Below are 19,786 nucleotides of genomic sequence, written 5' to 3' on the forward strand. Positions count from 1 at the left end.
CATCTTAAGGAGGTTTCCCTTTGGAGCAGAATCAACAGCAGTGGACCACCATCATCAAGCCCCGCACCGGCTGGTTCGACATCGACCTGAAAGAGCTGTGGCAGTATCGGGACCTGGTGGTCATGTTCGTCAAGCGCAGCTTTGCCACCCTTTATAAACAGACCATCCTGGGCCCCGCCTGGATCCTCATCAACCCCCTGCTCACCACCGTTATCTTCACGGTGGTGTTCGGTGGCATTGCGGGTCTGGCCGAGTCGGGCGTGCCCAGCTTCTTGTTCTACATGGCGGGCAACGCCATCTGGTCCTTCTTCGCCTCCTGCATCACCGGCACGGCCAACACCTTCGTGACCAACGCGGGGCTGTTCGGCAAGGTGTACTTCCCCCGGCTGACCATGCCCATCTCCCAGGTGGTCATCTCCCTCATCAACCTCATCATCCAGATGGTGATGTTCCTCGTCTTCTGGGTGTGGTTCTACTTCTTCGGGCAGGCCTACGGCGCCGTGCAGATGAACCTGTGGGTGCTGGCGCTGCCGGCGGTGCTGCTGATGGTGATGGTGATGGGCCTGGGCGTGGGCATCATCGTGTCCAGCCTGACCACCAAATACCGGGATCTGGCCATCGTGGTGAGCTTCGGCGTACAGCTGTGGATGTACGCCACGCCGGTGGTCTATTCCATGAGCGAGATCGCCGCGGGCAGCCCCCGGCTGCTGGTGCTGATGCGCCTGAACCCCATGACCGAGCCGGTGCAGGTGTTCCGCTACGCCCTTCTGGGCTGCGGCGAGATCAGCCCCGCCTGGCTTTTGTACAGCGCCGTGGTGGCCCTGGTGACCCTGGCCGCCGGCGTGGTGCTGTTCAGCCGGGTGGAAAAGACTTTTATGGACACGGTGTGACGCGGGAGGGAAGGAAAATGACGATGCAGACACAAAACCCCCGCGAGCCGGTGATCGAGATCACCGGGCTGAAAAAACAGTACCGCCTGGGCCAGATCGGCGGCGGCACCCTCACCGCCGACCTGCAGAGCTGGTGGGCACGGGTGCGGGGCAAAGAAGACCCCAACCTGCCCATCGGCACCGACACCCGTCTGTTCGGCCAGACCTTCATGGCGCTGAACGGCGTGGATCTGACGGTGTACAAGGGCGAGGCCCTGGGCATCATCGGCCGCAACGGTGCGGGCAAATCCACCCTTTTGAAGCTGCTCAGCCGCATCACCGCCCCCTCCGCGGGCGAGATGAAAATTAAAGGCCGGGTGGCCAGCATGCTGGAGGTGGGCACCGGCTTCAACGGCGAGATGACCGGCCGGGAGAACATCTATATGAACGGCTCCATCCTGGGCATGACCAAAGCCGAGGTGGACGCGAAGCTGGACCAGATCATCGAATTCTCCGAGTGCGGCGAGTTCATCGACACCCCGGTGAAGCGCTATTCCAGCGGCATGTTCGTGAAGCTGGCCTTCGCGGTGGCCGCCCATCTGGACTCGGAGATCATGGTGATGGACGAGGTGCTGGCGGTGGGCGACATGAAGTTCCAGCAGAAGTGCCTGGGCAAGATGAGCGACGTGGCCGGCCAGGAGGGCCGCACGGTGCTCTACGTCAGCCACAACATGAGCACCATCCGCCAGCTGTGCACCCGCTGTGTGGTGCTGGACAAGGGCCGGGTCATCTTTGACGGCAACGTGGAAGACGCCATCGCCGTCTACATGGAGACCACCGACGTGAACGTGGTCCACTATGAACTGGAGGACCTGGGCCGCATGACCTCCAGCGCGGGCAAGCGCCTGCGGGTTTTGAGCCTTGATTTTGTGGGCAAGGAGAGCAGCGTGTTCGCCGCCGGCGAGCCGCTGACCGTGCGCATCCGCTGGCGGGCGGGCCAGAAGTTCGACGCGGTGAACATGAAGCTGAACATCCACTACCGGGATTCCAGCCCCGTGGGCATCAGCCACCCCGTCACCCTGGGGGCCGCCGAACCGGGCCGGGTCTATGCCACCACCTTCACCTTCGACACCTCCATTTTGAGCGAAGGCCAGTACTTCTTCTATCTGGACGTGTTCGAGCGGGAGCTGGCGGGGGCCATCTGCCTGGACAAGCCCAACCAGGAATTCGCCTTTGAGATCACCAATACCGACCGCACCCTGCCCGAGTGGGCCGCCGGCTGGGGCCACATCCACTTCCCGCCGGTAAAGGTGCTGGAAACGGAGGAAACGGCCCAATGAAGCCAGACCTGTACATCTGCCACACGGCCTATCAGGTGCTGGTGGAAGCCTGCCGCGCCTTCGACGCCCCCTGCCCGCCCGCGCTGGTGCTGAGCGCCGCGCTGCCGGGGGCCGAAGCCCTGGCCAAACGCCTTCGCGCCACCGGCCTCTTCGCCGGGGTGCGGGTGTTCGACGAAGAGAAATGCGGCAACGCCTTTCAAAAAGGCTTTTGGCGCACCCTTTTGCTCCAGCGCGTCATCGGCCGGCGCAACGTGGAGAAATACTACGGCTTTTCCCTGGACGGCACGCAATACCGGGACATTTACATCCACAACGACTGGAGCGTGCTGGGGCGCTATCTCCAGGACAAGGGCATTCGCTACATTCTCTGCGAGGACACCTTTGCCAGCACCTGCGCGGACGGCGGTCACCAGCTCATCCAGCGGCAGCGGGCGCTGCCTCATTTTGCTCTGCGGCAAGCTTTTGGCTATGGCTACCTCTACTGGGGCGACTGGAAAAAGGTGAAGGCCATCGAGACCGAAAGCATCGAAAAGGCCACCGTGCCCTTTGCCAGAGAGCGCCTTTTGCAGCGCCGCCAAAAGGCAGCCTTTTCCGCCCTCACCAAAGAGCAGAAGGCCCTTTTGAGCTCTGTGTTCATCACCACGCCGCTGCCGGCGGACACTGCCGGGGCGGTGCTGTTTTTGACCCGGGATTTCGTCAGCGAAGGGCTGATGGACGAAGAGACCCAGCGGCGGATGTACAAAGCGGTGGCGGCAAAGCACTGTTCCGGCGGGCCGCTGTTCATCAAGGCCCACCCCCGGGACGCTTCGGACTATGCCGCCCTCTTCCCCGGCGCGGTGGTGCTGGACAGGACCATGCCCAGCGAGGTGCTCAATTTCGCCCTGCCCTTCCGCTTTGCGAAGGCGGTGACGGTGGAATCCACCGTCTTGAAGGCCTTTGAGGCCGCCGATGAAAAGGTCTCTCTCACGCTGGACGAGGCGCTGGCCGAAGCCCGCGCGTGAAGTTTTTTGCCCGCTTTATGAAAGAACGAAGGCCTTCGGTTCGTTTTGATACCGGGGCGGAAAAGAGGTTTTTCCATGAGAATTCTCGGCGTCATTCCCGCCCGCTACGCTTCCAGCCGTCTGCCGGGCAAGCCCCTGGCGGACATCCTGGGCAAGCCCATGGTGTGGTGGGTGTACCAGGCGGCGAAGCAAAGCCCCCTGCTGGACGATCTGGTGGTGGCCACCGATGACGAGCGCATCCTGGCGGTGTGCAAAGAGTACGGCATGAACGCGGTGATGACCCGCGCCGATCACGACACCCCCACCTCCCGCATCCAGGAGGTGAGCTGCCTCATCCAGGCGGACCTCTACCTCCAGATCATGGGAGACGAGCCCCTCATCGACCCGAAGGCCTTTGCGCTCATCCTGCCCAAAGAGCTGCCCGACGACCCATACTATGTGGCGGGGGTGACCAACCGCATGGAGCACCCGGCGGACGTGATCGACTTCTCCAACCAGAAGGTGGTGTGCAACGCCCGGCGGGAAATTTTGCTCATCAGCCGCAGCCCCATCCCCTACCCCAAGGGAACGGCGGATTTTGAATACGAAAAGATCACCGGCATCCAGCTGTTCAGCAAAAAGGCGCTGGATTTTTACGCCGCCACCCCGAAGAGCGCCCTGGAACAGGCCGAAGAAAACGACCTGATGCGCTTCATCGAGAACGGCCACACCGTGCACGCGGTGCTCTCGCCCTACAAGACCGTGTCGGTGGACACGCCGAAAGACGTGGGCATCGTGTGCGACGTGCTTCGCCAGCGGCAGAGCCGCTGACCCCGCCCCCGGCTTTTGCGGGCCGGGCGCAAATTTGACTTTGGCGCTTTGCGGCGCGCCCCGTCGCCCCATCCGGGGCAGAAAGGGAACTATCATTATGTCTACCATCCGTTTGCTCGACTGCACCCTGCGGGACGGGGGCTATGTGAATGACTGGAAATTCGGCTTTGAGAACATCCGCGACATCGTGTCGAGCCTTGTGAACGCCGGCACCGACATCGTGGAGGTGGGCTTTCTGCGCAATCTGGAGCCGGACATGGACCAGAGCCGCTGGAACACCGTGGCCGAACTGAAAAAGGTGCTGCCCGCCGACCGCAAGAACACCATGTTCTCCGGCATGGCGCTGCACAACTTCTACGACATCGACAAGCTGGAGCCCTGGGACGGCACCGGCATCGACATGATCCGGGTCACCTTCCACGACTATGACATCGAACAGGGCCTCGCCTTCTGCCGCAAGGCCCAGGACAAGGGCTACAAGATCAGCTGCAACCCCATCAACATCATGGGCTACTCCGACGCGGGCGTCCTGTGGCTGTGCGAACAGGTGAACAAGCTGCATCCCTTCGCCTTCTCCATCGTGGACACCTTCGGCAGCATGCAGATGCAGGACCTGGAGCGCATCGTGCGCCTGGTGGACAACAACCTGGCCAAGGATATCGCCCTGGGCCTGCACCTGCACGAGAATCTCGCCCAGAGCTTCAGCCTGGCCCAGCGTTTCCTGGACATGCATCTGGTGGGCCGGGACGTCACGGTGGACGCCAGCCTTCTGGGCATGGGCCGCACCCCCGGCAACCTGTGCATCGAGCTCATCGCCGACTACATGAACCGCAACTGCGGCAAGAACTACGACATCGACCGCATGCTGGACGCCATTCAGGAGCACATCCTGCCCATCAAGGAAAAGAGCCCCTGGGGCTACTCTCCGGCCTATTTTCTGTCGGCCAAGTACAACCTGCACCGCAACTACGCCGAGCATTTTCTGGGCAAGGGCGACCTTTCCAACCGGGACATCAACCATCTGCTCAGCCGCATCGCCCCGGAAAAAAAGACCGCCTTCGACGCGGCCTACGCCGACGAATTGTACGCCTCCTACAAGGACAACCGCATCGACGACACGGCGGACCGCGCCCGGCTGGCGGGGCTTCTGGCGGGCCGCAAGGTGCTGTGCCTTGCTCCCGGCGGCACCCTGGCCACCCACCGCGCCGAGGTGGAGGCCTTCATCGCCCGGGAGGCCCCGGTGGTCATCGCCGCGAACTTCGTGCCGGAGGACCTCAAGGCGGACTACGCCTTCTTCTCCAGCGGCAAGCGGTTCGACAAGTTCACCTCCCTGCCCTGCCCGGTGCTGTGCACCTCCAACCTGGAGGGCAAGACCGACTTCCGCCTGGACTACAACAGCCTTGCGGGCGCCTTCACCATGGGGGCCAACAGCCTCATCATGCTGCTGCGCCTTTTGGAGCAGCTGGGCGTGAAGGAAGTGGCGCTGGCGGGCGCGGACGGCTATGAGCCGGGCACCGAGAACTACTGCGACCCCCGCATGAAGAACCACACCCCCCGCGGCGCCGACTACAACCGAGCCATGACCGCGGCCATCGGCGGCTGCGGCTTGGCGGTGACCTTCGTCACCCCCAGCCACTACCAGAAAGGGTGAGCCGATGAACGACATTCGACTGCTGGTGCTGGACGTGGACGGCACCCTCACCGACGGCGGGCTGTATCTGGACTCCACCGGGAACGAGACCAAAAAGTTCTCCGTGCGGGACGGCGCAGGCCTTTCCCTGGCCCGGGCGGCGGGCATCCAGGTGATGATCCTCACCGGGCGGGAGAGCGTGCCGGTGCGCCGCCGGGCGGAGGAGCTGCACCTGGACTTCTGCGTGCAGAACTGCAAGGACAAGGCGGCGTATCTGGCCGGCTTTTTGAAGGAACAGGGCTTTGCCAAGGACCAGGTGGCCTATGTGGGCGACGACTGGAACGACCTGGCCGCCATGGACCTGGCGGGCTTTGTGGCCTGCCCCGCCGACGCGGATGAGCTTGTGCGCCGCCGGGCGGATTTTGTCAGCCCCCGCAAGGGGGGCGAAGGCGCGGTGCGGGACGCCGTGGTCTTTCTTCTGCGCCGCCAGGGCCGCTTTGAGGCGCTGGTGGAGCAGGTGTACGGCGCGCGGGTCTGACCGCGCCGCCCACAAAACTGCCGGGAGGCAACGGGATGCAGAATGTGCTGACATTTTTCAAAACACACAGGCGGGCGCTCACCGGCGCTCTGCTCTGCTTTTTCCTTTTCGCGGTGTTCGCCGCCGTCTGGCTGACCCACATCCGGGGCCAGGGCGACAAGAGCAGCAGCTGGGCCATCAACGACCAGTTCCACAGCTTCGCCACCATCGAAGAGAAGATGGAGCAGCGCTTTTCCTGCGACCGGGACCTGCTGGCGCTGAGCCTTGTGCTGGCCGCCGAGGACACGGAAACGCCTCCCGAAGGGGAGCTGGAGCTCATCCTCACCGACAGCGCCACCGGCGAGGAGCTGGCCCGCTCCACCGGCGACATGCGCTACATCTACAACGGCTGGGACGCTTACTACACCACCCTGGGGCTGGACCGCTTTGTGGAGAACCCCGGCGAGGCGGTGGAGTACACCCTGACCCTCATCCCCCACTACACCGGCGAGGGCCGGCTGTGCGTGGGCTATGAAGAGGGCGGCATGCCCGCGGGCGTTTCGCTGACGGTGGACGGCGAGGAAGTGGACGGCACCGTGGCCATGCTGGGCACCCAGGCCCGGGTGGGCGGCTTTCTGACCAAGTTCTACTGGGTCTTTGCGCTGGGCTGCATCGCCGCGGCGGGGCTGCTCTACTGGCTTTACTGCCGCCGCACGGTGCCGCTGCACCGCATGGTGTTCTGCGCGGTGCTGGTGCTGGGCTTTGCCTTCAACGTTCTGCTGCCCCCCTACGCCGCGCCGGACGAAAAATACCACATCAACCAGAGCTTCACTCTGGCCAGCACCCTCTATGACCCCCATCTCCCCGTGGCCAAAAGCCACATTCGGGACACCATCCGCCGCCCGTCGGACCAGGACGCCCTCATCCAGGTGGATGAGACCACCGTCTTCACCTGGCAGCACATCGCCAAGGTCATCGGGCGGCCCAACACCGACCCCACCTTCGCCACCCACACCTTTGACGAGTATCAGGTGGACAGCAGCTACACCCTCTACTGGATCAGCGGCTTCGGCGTGCTGATCGGCTACTGGCTGCACCTGGGCTTTGCCGCCACCCTCTATCTGGGGCGGCTGGCGAACCTGTTGTTCTTCGCGTTCCTGGCCGCCTGGGCGGTCAAGCGCACCCCGGTGGCAAAGCCCGCCTTTGCCGTGGCCGCCCTGCTGCCCATGACGCTGCATCTGGCGGCCTCTTACAGCCGGGATTCCAACCTTCTGGCCCTTTGCTTCTTCTTCTCCGCCCTGCTGCTGGACCTGGCCTTCGGCCCCCGGGAGCACATCGGCTGGAAACAGCTGGTGCTGCCGGTGGTGCTGGCGGTGCTCATCGTGCCCAGCAAGGTGGTGTATCTGCCGCTGGCCGGGCTCATCCTGCTCATCCCCGCAGTGCGGCTGGGCCGCTTTGCCCGCTGGATCAAGGGCGGCTTTCTGGCCCTGTGCGCCGTGGCGTTCCTTTTGAACAGCGGCGCGGCGGGGGCCCTCGTGGGCTTCACCCAGACCAGCGGCACCGCCGCTGCAGGCGCGGCCAGCCTGATGGCCCAGGAACAGGCGGCACAGGAGCCTGCGGCCCCTGAAAGCGACGTGCAGAACGCGGCGCAGGCCTCCTCCGGCGAAGCGGCCCAGAGCGCCCCGCAGACTTCCGGCGGGGCCGAAAGCGCTTCGCAGGCGGCTGACCCGGCGGAGGAAGGCGCGGCAGCGGAGCCCTCTGCCAGCAGTTCCGCCGCCCAACCGGCCTCGGAAACCGCCCCCGAAGCGGCGGGCGGCGCCGCCGGGCCTGCGGCCGCCAACAGCTTCTCCACCCAGGAGGACCTGACCTGCTTCACCCTGCCCTACATCCTCTCCCATCCGCTGGAGACCGCCGAGCTGTGCATCCGCTCGGTGATAGAGGAGGGCGACCATTACCTGAGCACCCTTGTGGGCGGCACCCTGGGCTACTTCGGGCTGGACAAGCCCCTGGACCTGGCCTGGGGCTGGATCATCCTGCTCTACGGCCTGCTGGCGCTGGCCTGGCTGTGCCCGGAGGAGGGCGGGGCGATGCCCCCGGCCGCCCGCTGGGGCACGCTGTTCATCGCCCTTTGCTGCTGCGGCCTGGCGGTGCTGGGCTGCATCTCCTGGACCCCCACCTACTACGAGACCATCTACGGGTTCCAGGGGCGCTATTTCCTGCCTGTGCTGCCGCTGCTTTTGCTGGTGCGGCCCAAGGCGCTGTGCCTTGCCGGCGACTGCCGGCGCGGCATCGTGCTGGCGGCGGCGCTGGTGGACATCGGCGTGCTGCTGAACGTTTTCCTGGCCGTGGTGGCCCGATAATATGGATTCGAGGACTTTTTTATGGTTGATTTCAAAGCCGTGCCGGTGATCATTCCCAGCCTGGAACCGGACGAGCGCCTTCCCCTTCTGCTGGGCCAGATGAAAGAGGCGGGCATCGAGAACATCGTGCTGGTGGACGACGGCAGCGGCCCGGAATACGCCCCCGTGTTCCGCCGGGCGGAGCAGGAATGGGGCTGCGTGGTGCTGCGCCACGCGGTGAACCTGGGCAAGGGGCGGGCCCTCAAGACCGCCTTCAACTTCTGCCTGAACACCTGGCCCCAGGCGCCCGGCGCCATCACCGCCGACTCCGACGGCCAGCACTCGCCGGCGGACATCCTGCGCTTCATGCAGGCCATGGCCGAGCACCCGGACAGCCTTCTGCTGGGCTGCCGCGACTTTGACGACGCGGGCGTGCCCTTCAAGAGCCGCTGGGGCAACAAGATCACCCGCTTCATGTTCCGGGCGCTGTGCGGCGTGTCGGTGAGCGACACCCAGACCGGCCTGCGGGGGGTGCCCACCGCCTTCATGAAGCGGCTGATGAACGTGCCGGGCGAGCGCTTTGAGTTCGAGAGCAACATGCTCATCGAGACCCGCGACCGCCTGCCCATTCTGGAACTGCCCATCAAGACCATCTACGATTCCAAGGAGAACCACACCTCCCACTTCCATCCCCTGCGGGACTCGGCGCGCATCTACGCCATCTTCGGCAAGTTTTTGTTCTCCAGCCTTTCCTCCAGCGTTCTGGACCTGGCGCTGTTCAGCCTGTTCCTTCTGCTGTCGGGCCTGTTCGTGGCCGAACCCAGCGGAACCGGCCGCATCCTGCTGGTGTTCGTCTGCACCGCCCTGGCGCGGCTGTTCTCCGCCAGCTACAACTACTACATGAACCACCGGGTGGTGTTCCACAGCCAGGCCGACCACAAGCGGGCGGCGGTGCGCTATGTGGTGCTGGCGGCGGCTCAGATGCTGGCCAGCGCGGGGCTGGTGAGCCTTGTCACCTCCCTGCTGTGCCCTCCGGGCGGCTGGGAGATCGCCATCAAGGCAGCGGTGGACATCGTGCTCTTCTTCATCAGCTTCCAGATCCAGCGGGAATTCGTCTACAAGAAAACGGCCTGACGGCCCAAAAGGAGGCGGGCGGCGGTGACCCTCTGCTTTTTCTCGGCCCAGTACCTGCCCACCGTGGGCGGGGTGGAGCGCTACACCTACAATCTGGCCCGCCGCGTGGTCAAGGCGGGGCACAAGGCCCTGGTGGTCACCAGCGCCCTGCCCGGCCTGCCGGACCACGAGACCGACGCCGAGGGCATCGAGATCATCCGGCTGCCGGTGTGGCCGCTGATGAACGGGCGCTTCCCGGTGCCGCGCCCCGGGCGGGAGTTCAAACGGCTGGCGGCGCTGCTCTGGGGCCGCAGGATCGATTTCTGCCTCATCAACACCCGGTTTTACGTCAGCAGCCTCTACGCCGCGCGGCAGGCGGCAAGGCGGCGCATCCCGGCCATCGTGGTGGACCACTCCACCGGCCATCTGCCCATGAACAGCGCCCTGCTGAACGCGGCGGGCGCGGCCTATGAGCATTTCGCCGCCGGCGTTCTCAAACATTACCGCATGCGGTTTTTCGGCGTGAGCCGGGCGGTCTGCCGCTGGCTGGAGCACTTCGGCATCAAAGCCGAGGGCCAGCTTTACAACGCGGTGGACCCCGCCGAGGTGCGCGCTTTGGCCCATGCCCCCGACGCCATCGACTGGCGGAGCGAACTGGGCCTTGCCCCTGACGCGCCGCTGGCGGCCTTTGTGGGGCGCATCATCCCGGAGAAGGGCGTGGCGGAACTCATCAAAGCCTTCACCGACGCCGCCGTGCCCGGCGCGGCGCTGGCGGTGGCGGGCGACGGACCGCTGCTGGCCGAGCTGAAGAAGGACTGCCCGCCGAACGTGCACCTGCTGGGGGCGGTGGCCTACCCCAAGGCGATGCAGCTGCTGGCCCAGAGCCGGGTCTACTGCCTGCCCACCTACTACGCCGAGGGCTTCCCCACCACCTTTTTGGAGGCGGCAGCCTGCGGCTGCCCCATCGTGACCACCCGCACCGGCGGCAGCGACGAGCTGCTGGCGGACGAAAGCTTCGGCATCCAGCTGGATTCGGCGGACCCCGGCCCCCTGGCCGAGGCGCTGACCAAGGCCCTCACCGATGAAGACTGGCGGCGCACCGCCGCCGAAAAGACCGCCGCGCGCCTGGAAGACCACTTCACCTGGAACGCGGTGTGCCAAAAACTGCTGGCGCTGGCCCAAAGCGCCCAAAACTGACAGAAAGCGAACGGGAAACTATGGCAAAATTATTGATCGTTATCCCCGCATACAACGAGGAAGCAAGCATCGTGCCGGTGGTGGAAGACCTGATCGAGCACTACCCCCAGTACGACTATGTGGTGGTGAACGACGGCAGCCGCGACCACACCGCGGCCCTTTGCCGCCAGCACGACTTCCGCATGATCGACCTGCCGGTGAACCTGGGTCTGGCCGGGGCCTTTCAGACGGGGCTTCGCTACGCCGCCGAGAACGGCTACGACTGCGCTTTGCAGTTCGACGCCGACGGCCAGCACCTGCCCCGGTACATCGGCCCCATGCTGGAACTGCTGGAAAGCGGGGCGGACATCGTCATCGGCAGCCGCTTTGTCACGGTGAAAAAGCCCAAGAGCCTGCGCATGGCGGGCAGCTACCTCATCAGCTGGGCCATCCGGCTGACCACCGGCAAGGCCATCTGCGACCCCACCAGCGGCATGCGGATGTTCAACCGCAAGATGCTGGAGGAGTTTGCCGCCAACCTGAACTACGCCCCCGAGCCGGACACCATCAGCTACCTCATCAAGAACGGCGCGGTGGTGAAGGAGCTGCAGGTGGAGATGGGCGAGCGCACCGCCGGCGCCAGCTATCTGAACTTTGCCCGCTCGGTGGAATACATGGTCAAGATGGGCCTTTCCATCCTGCTCATCCAGTGGTTCCGCAAGCGGGACACCCTCACCCCCTACACCGAAAGGAGCCTGTGACATGCTGGACTATCCCCTCTCCCTGCGGCTGCTGCTGGTGCTGGGCAGCCTGCTCACGCTGGTGTTCGTGCTGGGCCGCATCCGCCGGGCCAAAATTCAAATCGAAGACAGCATCTTCTGGTTCGTTTTTTCCGGCTTTCTGCTGCTTTTGAGCATCTTCCCGGAATTGGCCTACTGGGCCGCCAACACCCTTGGCATGCAGGCCCCCATCAACGTGGTGTATCTGGCCATCATCTTCTTGCTCATCCTCAAGGTGTTCTTCATGAGCCTGCGCATCAGCCAGATGGACTCCAAGATGAAAATTCTGGCCCAGAAGGTGGCGCTGAACGAGGAAAAGATCGAGCGCGCCCACCAGGACCGCTGAGGCCGATTTGTCAAATGTGCCGCACTGTGGTATAATAAAATGAAAACATCCTGCGGCGCTTTTGAACGCGCCGTGTTATAACAGAAACGGAGGGTACACAAAACCATGGCATATACCCCGAAACTGACCTACAAGGGCCGCCCGCTGGTGCGCTGCGGCAACGAAATTTACTACGGCAGCCTGGCCGACCCCTATGTGGTGTTCATGCAGGTGCTCACCACCAAGGAGGAGAACGGCATCACCGTGGCCGACAAGCTGCACGTGATGCTGATGAGCACCGACGCCACCAAGCCCCTGCCCGATCGGGTCGTCAGGCAGAGCTCCAAGACCGGCCTGTACACCGCGCTGGAAGTGGGCGGCATGTGGCTGGAACGGGCGCTGAAAGAGGCAGCGGCCGCCGCGAAAAAGTGAGTTTTGGCGCACAAAAGCCCCGGACTTTGGTTTTTTTCAAAGTCTGGGGCTTTTCTCTTTGTGTTTTACTGGGGCAGGCTGGGGTAGGCGCTGCGGTCGCCCGGCTGATAAGCCTGCATGTATTTGTCCAGATAGCTCAGCCGCGCCTGCATGAACAGCATCGTCTCCACCGGGGCGAGGGTGTCGTTTTCCGACCAGCCCTGATAGGCGTCGTTCACGCCCCAGAGGGCGAAATCCCGGGCCAGCGCGCCGCTTTGCACCAGCGTTTTGTACAGCCCGCTGTACACCGACTTGAGGTGGTCCAGGCTGAACACCGACTGGCGCAGTTCCTGCCAGCGCTGGGCCACCAGCGCCTGGGTGCGCTCCGGGTCGGCGGCGTAAAGGGCGTCCAGCTCCAGATCCGGCACGATGAAGGTGGTCAGGTCCAGGTCGCGGAAGGCGTCGTAGCAGTCGCCGAAGGTGTAGTTCATATCCCAGGGGATGCGGTAGATGAGCCCCTCGTCGTCCCGGTAGAGCAGATATATGTTCTGCAAAGCGTTGTCCACCGCGCAGGTGAACTGCTTGAACAGGGCGACGTCCACGGCGTTCTCCACGTCCAAAAGGGATTCCACCGTCTCCCAGGGCACCGGCTCCTCGGCCATGTACAGCGACTTGACATAGGGCTGCAGGATGTGCCACGCGCCGGGGCGCCACTCGTTGGGCCAGGAGATCTCGATGGCTCCGAAGTAGTCCATCATCTGCTCTTCTTCCATCCAGTCGAACTCGTGGGGCTTCATCATGTTGGACAGCCGCCATTTATAGAGCACGTCGTTGGCCCCAAGGTCCAGCGTTTTGCGGCCCAGCGGGCGGCACAGGCCGTACACGCCCATGTACTCGTCGTCCAAATACAGCTCCACGTACTGGATGACCGCCCCCGCCGGGTCGCTCTCGTTGTCCGCCGCCAGCTCGTTCCAGAGCAGATTGGCCGCCATGTCCCGGGTGCGGGTGCAGTCGGTGGAAAAGTTGACTAAGATCCAGCCGTCGTCCTCGCCCAGGCCCAGAAAGTCCAGCGGGTTGGACTGGCCCGCCTCGTCCAGCAGGTTCAGCCGGTAGGATTTTTTCTGGCTCAGCAGGCTGGCGTTGCCCCGCCAATGCCATTCCACCTTGCTGGAGAGCACCTGCTGGCGGAAGTTTCCCTCCGGCCAGAACACGGTCACGTCGCCGTAGTTGCGCTCGCGCATCTCGTAGTTCAGCTCCGCCGGCTCCGAATGGCTGGTGTGCACCGAGAGCACCGGCAGCCCCGAAAGGCAGACCCGCAGGCTGCACCAGCGCCTGCCGTCGCTCACATAGACCTGCCGCACCTCGCTGGAACTCATGTCGTCGGCCCAGTCCCCCTCCCACTCGTCGGCGGGCAGCCAGACCCGGCCCCAGCTGGAGGTGAGGGTGCCCCGCACCTCCCCGTTCAGGGGCTGGGGCAGGCAGTAGGCGTCCGTCTCGGCGTCGTAGGGCAGTTCGGCCCCGTTCCACAAAAGGGCGCAGTCGTCCCCCGTCTGCCGCGTCAGCGCGGTGATGGAGGCCACCCTGCCGCTGTCGGCCAACGGCGCGCCCAGCAGGCTGGAGGCCGCCTGACGCGCCCGGAAGAGAGCGATGCCCGCCAGCGCCAGCAGACAGACCGCCAGCACCAGCGCCCGCATCCTCCGTTTCAGGGGCGTGCCCGCGCCGCACCCGAGCCCTGTTTTGTTTGCGAAACCCATTCCATTCACACTCTTCGTCCCGTGATAAGGCCCCCGCCCGGGCCCATAAAACCGGGGAGGCCCGGCTTTGCGCCGGCGGCCTCCCCGCGTTTATTCTTTTCTCAATAGCGCACTTCGCCGTCGTGGGCCAGCAGGTTGACGCTCTCCACCCCGGGCAGCGCCGCGCAGGCGCTCACAAGGCGGCTGCCGTCGTCGGTGCGCAGTTCCAGGATGAGGTCCAGCCGGTCGGCGCTCACGCTGCGGCTCTTCACCCGCGCGCCCTTGGCGTAGCGGTTCAAAAGCTCGTTCAGCGCCGGGTCGATCTCGGTGTCGGTGCTGTTGACCACCAGCAGATAGGGCGGCTTTGCCGAGGGCACCAGGTCCAGCAGGAAGATGAGCGCCGTGACCGCCAGGCTCACCACCACGGCGATCTCGAACAGGCGCGCGCCGCAGATGATGCCCACGCCGATGCTCCAGAACAGATAGAGCAGGTCCATGGAGTCCTTCACCGCGTTGCGGAAACGCACGATGGACAACGCGCCCACCATGCCCAGGCTGATGACGATGCTGCTCTGCATGGCCAGCACGATGCCGGCGGTGACGATGGGCATCAGCGCCAGAGTCTTGTTGAAGTCCCGGTTATAGAAAGCGCTGCGGCTGGCCAGCCGGTAGATGGCGTAGATGTAAAGGGCGATCAGGCCGGTCACGCCCAGGGTGACCACGATGGTCACCGTGCCGATGTCGCTCTGGGCAAAGCCCTCCAGAACGCTCTTTTTGATAACGTCACTAAAACTCATATTCCCTGGTCCTTTCTGCCATGGGCCCGGGCAGGGCCAGCCGGCACAAGTAATATTTCGAGAACGCGGTCTGCCGCAGTTTTCCCAATTCCAGCGCCTGCGCCACATAGTCGGGCAGGAACTCGTCGAACTTCACTTCCAGCACATGCTGCCCCGCCGGCAGGATGGGCGTGAGGTGCACCTTCGGCTCCAGAAAGCTGCCCAGCTGCACGCAGGCGGAGATGTTGCGGTCGAAGGTGATGCGCACATTGCCCGAGCGCCCCACGAAGGCGGTGCGCTCGTATTCCACGATGACCTTGGGCGCCATGCCCGCCGTGCGCATGGCCACACTGAGCAGGTTGCGGGGCGCGGGGGTGCCCGGCCCGATGGGGGGCGCTGCGCCCGCCATGATGCGGCGGCACTCGTCGGCGCTCACAAGGCAGCTGGATTTGTGGGTCTTGCCGTGGAGCTTTTCCTTGATCTCCAGCTGGATGCGCTCGGCGCTGCCGTTGTAAAGCCGCAGGCGGAACTTGCGCCGGCCGTCCACGCCCGCCTCGTTCTCCCGCAGGCAGCTGTTTTGCAGATCGTCAAAATACAGGCTGCGGATGGCGTAGGCGCTGCCGGTCTGGTGCTTGTCCATGGGCAGCAGCACCTTCAGCCGCGCCCCCAGCACCGCAAGGTCGGCGTCGGTGACCAGGTATTTCCATTCATTTCGGTAATACATCGAACGCCTCCCGGTCGGCGGGGGTGTACTCCGCCATGTAATCGTCCAGAAATGCCAGACGCTGCTCCATGAATTCCAAAGTCTGCTCTGCGTCCAGCGTGCGGTAGTGAGACTCCCAGGGGTAGGTCTCCGCATTGCCCCACAGGGCCGTGTCCCGCCCCAGGGCCCCGCTGGCCGTCAGCTCCTCCTGCGCGGCCCCGAACAGGGCGGTCACGTTCTCCATGGTGAGCACCGTGCCGCGCAGTTCGCTCCAGCGCTGGGCGATGAGCTGCTGCGCCCGGCCGCTGTCGGCATAATAGAGGGTGTCCAGCTCCATGTCCGGCAGGAAGGTGGAGGTCATATCCAGAGAGTAGAATTCATCGTAATAATCGCCAAACGTATAATCCATATCCCAGGGGATGCGGTAGTAAAGGCCGTCGGCGCTGTTTTGCAAAAAGTACTGGTTATAAGAGAAATTGTCCGCCGCGCAGACGAACTGCCGGAACAGCGACACATCCAGCAGATTGTCCAGGTTGGTGGTGCTTTCCAGCTGCTGCCAGCTGGTCTGCGCGCCCGGCGTGTAGTAGAGGTCCACATAGTCCGCCATGGGCTGCCACACGCCCTCGGTGTAGGTCTTGGGCCAGACCACCTCCAGCCACACGCCCCAGGAGAGGCTCTCATTCTCTTCCAGGGACGCAAAGGTCTCGGCGGTGGGCATGGAGCGGTCCATGGGCATGGTGCGCCATTTATAGAGCAGGTCATTGGCCGAGAGCTGCAAACTGTCCCGGCTGATGGGGCGGGCGATGCCGTAGAGCCCCACGTATGTATCGTCCAGATACAGTTCCACGTACTCCACCTGGATGCCCGGCAGGTCGTGGTCGTTCTGCTGGGCCAGCTGCTGCCACAGCTGCCAGGCCACCTTGTCCCGGGCGCGGGTGGTGTCGGTGGCGAAGTTCAAAAGGAACCAGTCGGCGTCCTCCCCCAGGCCCAGCAGGTCCTTCGCGTCCGGCTGGCCTTTGGCGTCCAGCAGGTTCAGACGGTAAGACTTTTTGTTGGCCAGCAGGTTGGTGTTGCCCCGCCAGTGGTATTCGATGTTGCCCGTGACGGTCTGGCTGCGGGAGTTGCCCTCCGGCCAGAACAGGGTGTATTCGCCGTAGTTGAAGGCCAGGTCCAGGCTGGCCATGGTGCCGCTGACGTACTGAGGGTCCAGCTTGTAGGGCACGCTGCGCTGGGTGTGCACCACCAGGGCGGGCACGCCGGAGAGATACACCTCCAGCCGGCACCAGCGCTTGCCGTCGCTCACATACACTTCCAGCGTCCGGCCTTCGGCCATGGCGTCCTGACGGCCCTGGGCCCACTGGTCCGCGGGCAGGTAGACCCGGCCCCAGGTGGTGGAAAGGCTGCCGGTGGCGCTGCCGTCCAGCGGCTGAGGCAGGCAGTAGACGCCCCGGGCAGAATCGTAGGGCAGCACCTCGCCGTTCCAGTGGAGCACGCAGCCCTCGGCGGAAGTCTGGGGCAGGGCGGTGATGGAGGCCAGCTGTTCGGCGTCCGCCAGACGCGCGCCCAGCAGGGTGACCGCGTCCTGACGCATGCGCAGCAGGGCGATGCCCGCCAGGGCCGCCACGCAGAACACCAGAAGCAGCATCCGCAGCGTCCTTTTCAAGCCTTCCCGCCCCGCTTTCCGCCAAAAAAGGCATTTTTTCTGCAAGTCCGCCGATTATTCTAACATAAGCGGCGGCCGGTTGTAAAGCCGCGAAGCGCGCCAAATGGCGGAAAGAGCGGCACGAACTGGCAGGCGGTCAGGCCTCGGCCACCGCCACCAGATACTTGAAGATCTGGAGCTTGTTCTCTTCGTAGAGGCCCATCTCTTCGTAGAGGTTTTTATAATAGGTGAAGAGACTGGCCTTCACCGACAAGATCTTGAAGGTGTTGCGCAGGGTCACCTGGGTGGAGACGAGGCTCTGGGGGTTCTTCACATAGTAATACACCGGCTCGTCCAGGGCGTAAAAGCGGGCGGCGTAGCGGATGTATTCCAGGTTGAACAGCAGGTCCTCGCTCCAGCAAAGCTCCTCGCTGCACTGGATGCCCCGGCTCTGCACCATGTCCCGCCGGTAGAGCTTGTTCCACATCACGCCGTAGTAGAAGCTGGCGGGCTCCTTCATCAGGCCCCTGGCAAAGGCGTGCTTGTCGTAAAAGCCCTTTTCCAGAAAGCCGAACTGCTGGATGGTCTGGTAGCTCTCCCCCTCCTTGGCAAAGAGGGGCTTTGTCTCCTCCACCCGGTAGTAGGGGGCGATGACCAGATCGGTCTGGTTGGCCTCGGCGGCCTCCACCAGCAGGCGGGTGGCGTCGGGGGCGAGGTAGTCGTCGCTGTCCGCAAATTGCAGATACTTGCCCTTTGCCATCTCCATGGCCAGATTGCGGGTGGCGGACACGCCGCTGTTGGCCTTGTCGATGAGCAGGATGCGCTTGTCCACCCGGGCGTACATCTCGCAGACATGCAGGCTCACGTCCTTGGAGCCGTCGTTCACGATGATGATCTCCAGGTTCTGATAGCTCTGCCGCCGGATGCTCTCGATGCAGCGGGCGATGTGTTCGCCGGCGTTGTAGACCGGCACGATCACGCTTACCAGGGGCTGTTCCACAAAGACTCCTCCTTTTTCACGCTTTCTCCTCTGCCGCCGGCGGCATCAGGGCCGCGACCGCCAGCAGCAGCAACAACGGGGTGAAGTTGAAGGCATAGCGGGCCTTCGTCTCCCACAGGCTCAGGAACAGGATGAGGCCGGTGACGCTCACCCCCGCCAGCATCACCGGGCCGGCGGCGGGCCGGCGCACGGCGCGCACCGCGCATGCCAGCACCAGCAGCTGCATCATGTAGAGATAAGCCTGACAATAGTAGACCAGCGGCATATAGCCCGGCTGGCCCTCCAGGATGAAGGTGTGGGTCCAGTTGGCCCGCTGGGGGGTGGCCAGGAACTCCTCGGCGTTGTAAAGCCCGTCGCCCCAGGTGATGGCCGCCTTGCGGGTCATGAACTCCGCCAGTTCCAGCGGAGAGTAAGAGGCGTAGTTGGCCGCGATGCGCGCGTTCAAGAGTTCCTTGCGCTCAGCGATGGTGTCCACCGTCATGGCGGCCTCGTAGTCCGCCTGGGAATAGTTGCCGTCGTCGTGGCTGCCGTAGCAGAACCACAACTGGATGGGCAGGCCCAGGGCCTCTTCCTCGGTCCAGTCGATGAGCCATGCCCGCTGCCACAGGCGGTAGCCGCCCGCCAAAAGGCCCAGCGTCACCGTCATGGCGGCCAGGGCCGCCAGCGCACGCCGGGGCTTTGCCCGCAAAAAGAACTGGATGGCCAGCGCCACGGCGATCACCGCCACGCTGCCCTTGACGGCGTAGCCGAAGAACACCGCCGCCCCCGCCCCCGCGGCCAGCAAAAGGCGGCGGGCGCGGCGCTCTTCCCGCTGCCATGCCTCAAAGGCCAAAAGGGCCAGCAGGCCGAAGGGCATGGAGAGGGTGTCGGAATAAAAGCAGGGGCTGTACAGCCAGAAGGGGGCAAAGGCCGCGCAGAGCACAAAGACCAGCGCCACCGCGGCGTTGGTCTTGAGCACGCGCCGCGCCAGCAGGCAGAGCAGGGCCACCGAGAAAAGCAGCGCCAGCACGTTCAGCGCAATGCCCGGGGCCACCCCCATGAGGGTGGAGTCCGGCTCAAAGCCGACGAGGCCGGCCAGCCAGTACCAGCCGCCCAACACAAGGGCAAGGCCCAGGTTGTTGTTGCAGACGATGTAGTAGCCGCTCCACACCCCGAAGCGCCCGTCGTCCAACAGGTCCGAGAGGGTGCGCAGCACCACCTCCTGGTCCATGATGGGCACCTCGGCCAGCAGCCACGCCATCACCGCGAAGGCGGCGGCATAAAGGGCGAAAGCGGTGCAGAACAAAACGCGCCAGCGCTTTTGGGAGAGGCCGTTCAGCCGGGGCAGCACCCATTTGGAGAGGGCCCAGACCCCCGCCGCCAGCGCCGCGCCCACCGCCAGCGCCGCCGGGCCGTTGTGCTCCCAGCGGAAAACGCTGTTCAGGACGATCCAGCCCCAGAGAAGGGCAAACCCGCCCCAGAAGAGCTTTTCCAGCCTGTTTTGCACCTCGCGGCGCCCCCTTTCGGTTTTTGCGTATATTTGTAATATTATAGCACATCCGCCGCCAAAGAAAAAGCCGCCCGCCGGCGGCAAAAAAAGCCAGCCGCCGGAATTTCCGGCGGCTGGCCGTTCGGGATGCGGC

The 19,786-nt window shown here is 64.3% G+C and carries 18 protein-coding genes; 12 read left to right on the forward strand and 6 right to left on the reverse strand.

Features of this window, described 5'->3' with window-relative positions:
* Window positions 1-20: 20 nt before the first annotated feature.
* From ACMI1Q_RS05560 to ACMI1Q_RS05615, 12 genes are all read left to right on the forward strand, one after another.
* Complete coding sequence (locus ACMI1Q_RS05560; RefSeq protein WP_419503074.1) at window positions 21-890, forward strand: ABC transporter permease; 870 nt, start codon at window positions 21-23, stop codon at window positions 888-890.
* 17 nt (window positions 891-907) lie between these two features.
* Window positions 908-2,209, forward strand: a complete 1,302-nt coding sequence (locus ACMI1Q_RS05565; protein WP_419503075.1) for a polysaccharide ABC transporter ATP-binding protein — start codon at window positions 908-910, stop codon at window positions 2,207-2,209.
* On the forward strand, window positions 2,206-3,210 hold the full coding sequence (locus ACMI1Q_RS05570) for a glycosyltransferase family 52 (RefSeq protein ID WP_419503076.1): 1,005 nt from the start codon (window positions 2,206-2,208) through the stop codon (window positions 3,208-3,210). Before ACMI1Q_RS05565 ends, ACMI1Q_RS05570 begins: the two co-directional genes overlap by 4 nt.
* A gap of 75 nt (window positions 3,211-3,285) precedes the next feature.
* Window positions 3,286-4,020, forward strand: a complete 735-nt coding sequence (locus ACMI1Q_RS05575; RefSeq protein WP_419503077.1) for a 3-deoxy-manno-octulosonate cytidylyltransferase — start codon at window positions 3,286-3,288, stop codon at window positions 4,018-4,020.
* A gap of 97 nt (window positions 4,021-4,117) precedes the next feature.
* Entirely contained in the window at window positions 4,118-5,671 is a 1,554-nt protein-coding gene (locus ACMI1Q_RS05580; RefSeq protein WP_419503078.1) for an aldolase catalytic domain-containing protein, read from the forward strand.
* A gap of 4 nt (window positions 5,672-5,675) precedes the next feature.
* Window positions 5,676-6,188, forward strand: coding sequence for a KdsC family phosphatase (locus ACMI1Q_RS05585; RefSeq protein WP_177522325.1), 513 nt, complete (start codon window positions 5,676-5,678; stop codon window positions 6,186-6,188).
* 35 nt (window positions 6,189-6,223) lie between these two features.
* A complete protein-coding gene (locus ACMI1Q_RS05590) occupies window positions 6,224-8,527 on the forward strand; it encodes a DUF2142 domain-containing protein (RefSeq protein ID WP_419503079.1) in 2,304 nt (767 codons plus the stop codon).
* Window positions 8,528-8,548: 21 nt separating this feature from the next.
* The gene (locus ACMI1Q_RS05595) at window positions 8,549-9,640 is read left to right on the forward strand and encodes a glycosyltransferase (protein WP_419503080.1); all 1,092 of its coding nucleotides are present in this window, start codon (window positions 8,549-8,551) and stop codon (window positions 9,638-9,640) included.
* Window positions 9,641-9,664: 24 nt separating this feature from the next.
* Window positions 9,665-10,816, forward strand: a complete 1,152-nt coding sequence (locus tag ACMI1Q_RS05600; protein ID WP_419503081.1) for a glycosyltransferase family 4 protein — start codon at window positions 9,665-9,667, stop codon at window positions 10,814-10,816.
* A 20-nt stretch (window positions 10,817-10,836) separates the two neighbouring features.
* The gene (locus ACMI1Q_RS05605; protein ID WP_419503082.1) at window positions 10,837-11,556 is read left to right on the forward strand and encodes a glycosyltransferase family 2 protein; all 720 of its coding nucleotides are present in this window, start codon (window positions 10,837-10,839) and stop codon (window positions 11,554-11,556) included.
* 1 nt (window position 11,557) lies between these two features.
* On the forward strand, window positions 11,558-11,920 hold the full coding sequence (locus tag ACMI1Q_RS05610; protein WP_177522614.1) for a DUF2304 domain-containing protein: 363 nt from the start codon (window positions 11,558-11,560) through the stop codon (window positions 11,918-11,920).
* A gap of 105 nt (window positions 11,921-12,025) precedes the next feature.
* Window positions 12,026-12,331, forward strand: coding sequence for a hypothetical protein (locus ACMI1Q_RS05615; protein ID WP_330058859.1), 306 nt, complete (start codon window positions 12,026-12,028; stop codon window positions 12,329-12,331).
* Between the two features lie 65 nt (window positions 12,332-12,396).
* Here ACMI1Q_RS05615 and ACMI1Q_RS05620 read toward each other — a convergent pair whose 3' ends face one another.
* From ACMI1Q_RS05620 to ACMI1Q_RS05645, 6 genes are all read right to left on the reverse strand, one after another.
* Window positions 12,397-14,064, reverse strand: a complete 1,668-nt coding sequence (locus ACMI1Q_RS05620) for a CotH kinase family protein (protein WP_419503083.1) — start codon at window positions 14,062-14,064, stop codon at window positions 12,397-12,399.
* Window positions 14,065-14,165: 101 nt separating this feature from the next.
* On the reverse strand, window positions 14,166-14,840 hold the full coding sequence (locus ACMI1Q_RS05625; RefSeq protein WP_177522573.1) for a DUF4956 domain-containing protein: 675 nt from the start codon (window positions 14,838-14,840) through the stop codon (window positions 14,166-14,168).
* Window positions 14,830-15,543, reverse strand: coding sequence for a polyphosphate polymerase domain-containing protein (locus ACMI1Q_RS05630; protein WP_419503084.1), 714 nt, complete (start codon window positions 15,541-15,543; stop codon window positions 14,830-14,832). Before ACMI1Q_RS05630 ends, ACMI1Q_RS05625 begins: the two co-directional genes overlap by 11 nt.
* Window positions 15,527-17,185 carry a CotH kinase family protein gene (locus tag ACMI1Q_RS05635; RefSeq protein ID WP_419503085.1) on the reverse strand — a complete coding sequence of 553 codons (1,659 nt, stop codon included), beginning with the start codon at window positions 17,183-17,185 and terminating at the stop codon, window positions 15,527-15,529. Before ACMI1Q_RS05635 ends, ACMI1Q_RS05630 begins: the two co-directional genes overlap by 17 nt.
* Window positions 17,186-17,321: 136 nt before the next feature.
* A complete protein-coding gene (locus tag ACMI1Q_RS05640) occupies window positions 17,322-18,164 on the reverse strand; it encodes a glycosyltransferase (RefSeq protein ID WP_177522576.1) in 843 nt (280 codons plus the stop codon).
* Window positions 18,165-18,180: 16 nt separating this feature from the next.
* Window positions 18,181-19,650: a hypothetical protein gene (locus ACMI1Q_RS05645; RefSeq protein ID WP_419503086.1), complete on the reverse strand. Its 1,470-nt coding sequence runs from the start codon at window positions 19,648-19,650 to the stop codon at window positions 18,181-18,183.
* Window positions 19,651-19,786: the final 136 nt, after the last annotated feature.

The organism is Candidatus Allofournierella excrementavium (genome assembly GCF_048526665.1).
Taxonomy (GTDB): Bacteria; Bacillota; Clostridia; order Oscillospirales; family Ruminococcaceae; genus Allofournierella_A; species Allofournierella_A excrementavium.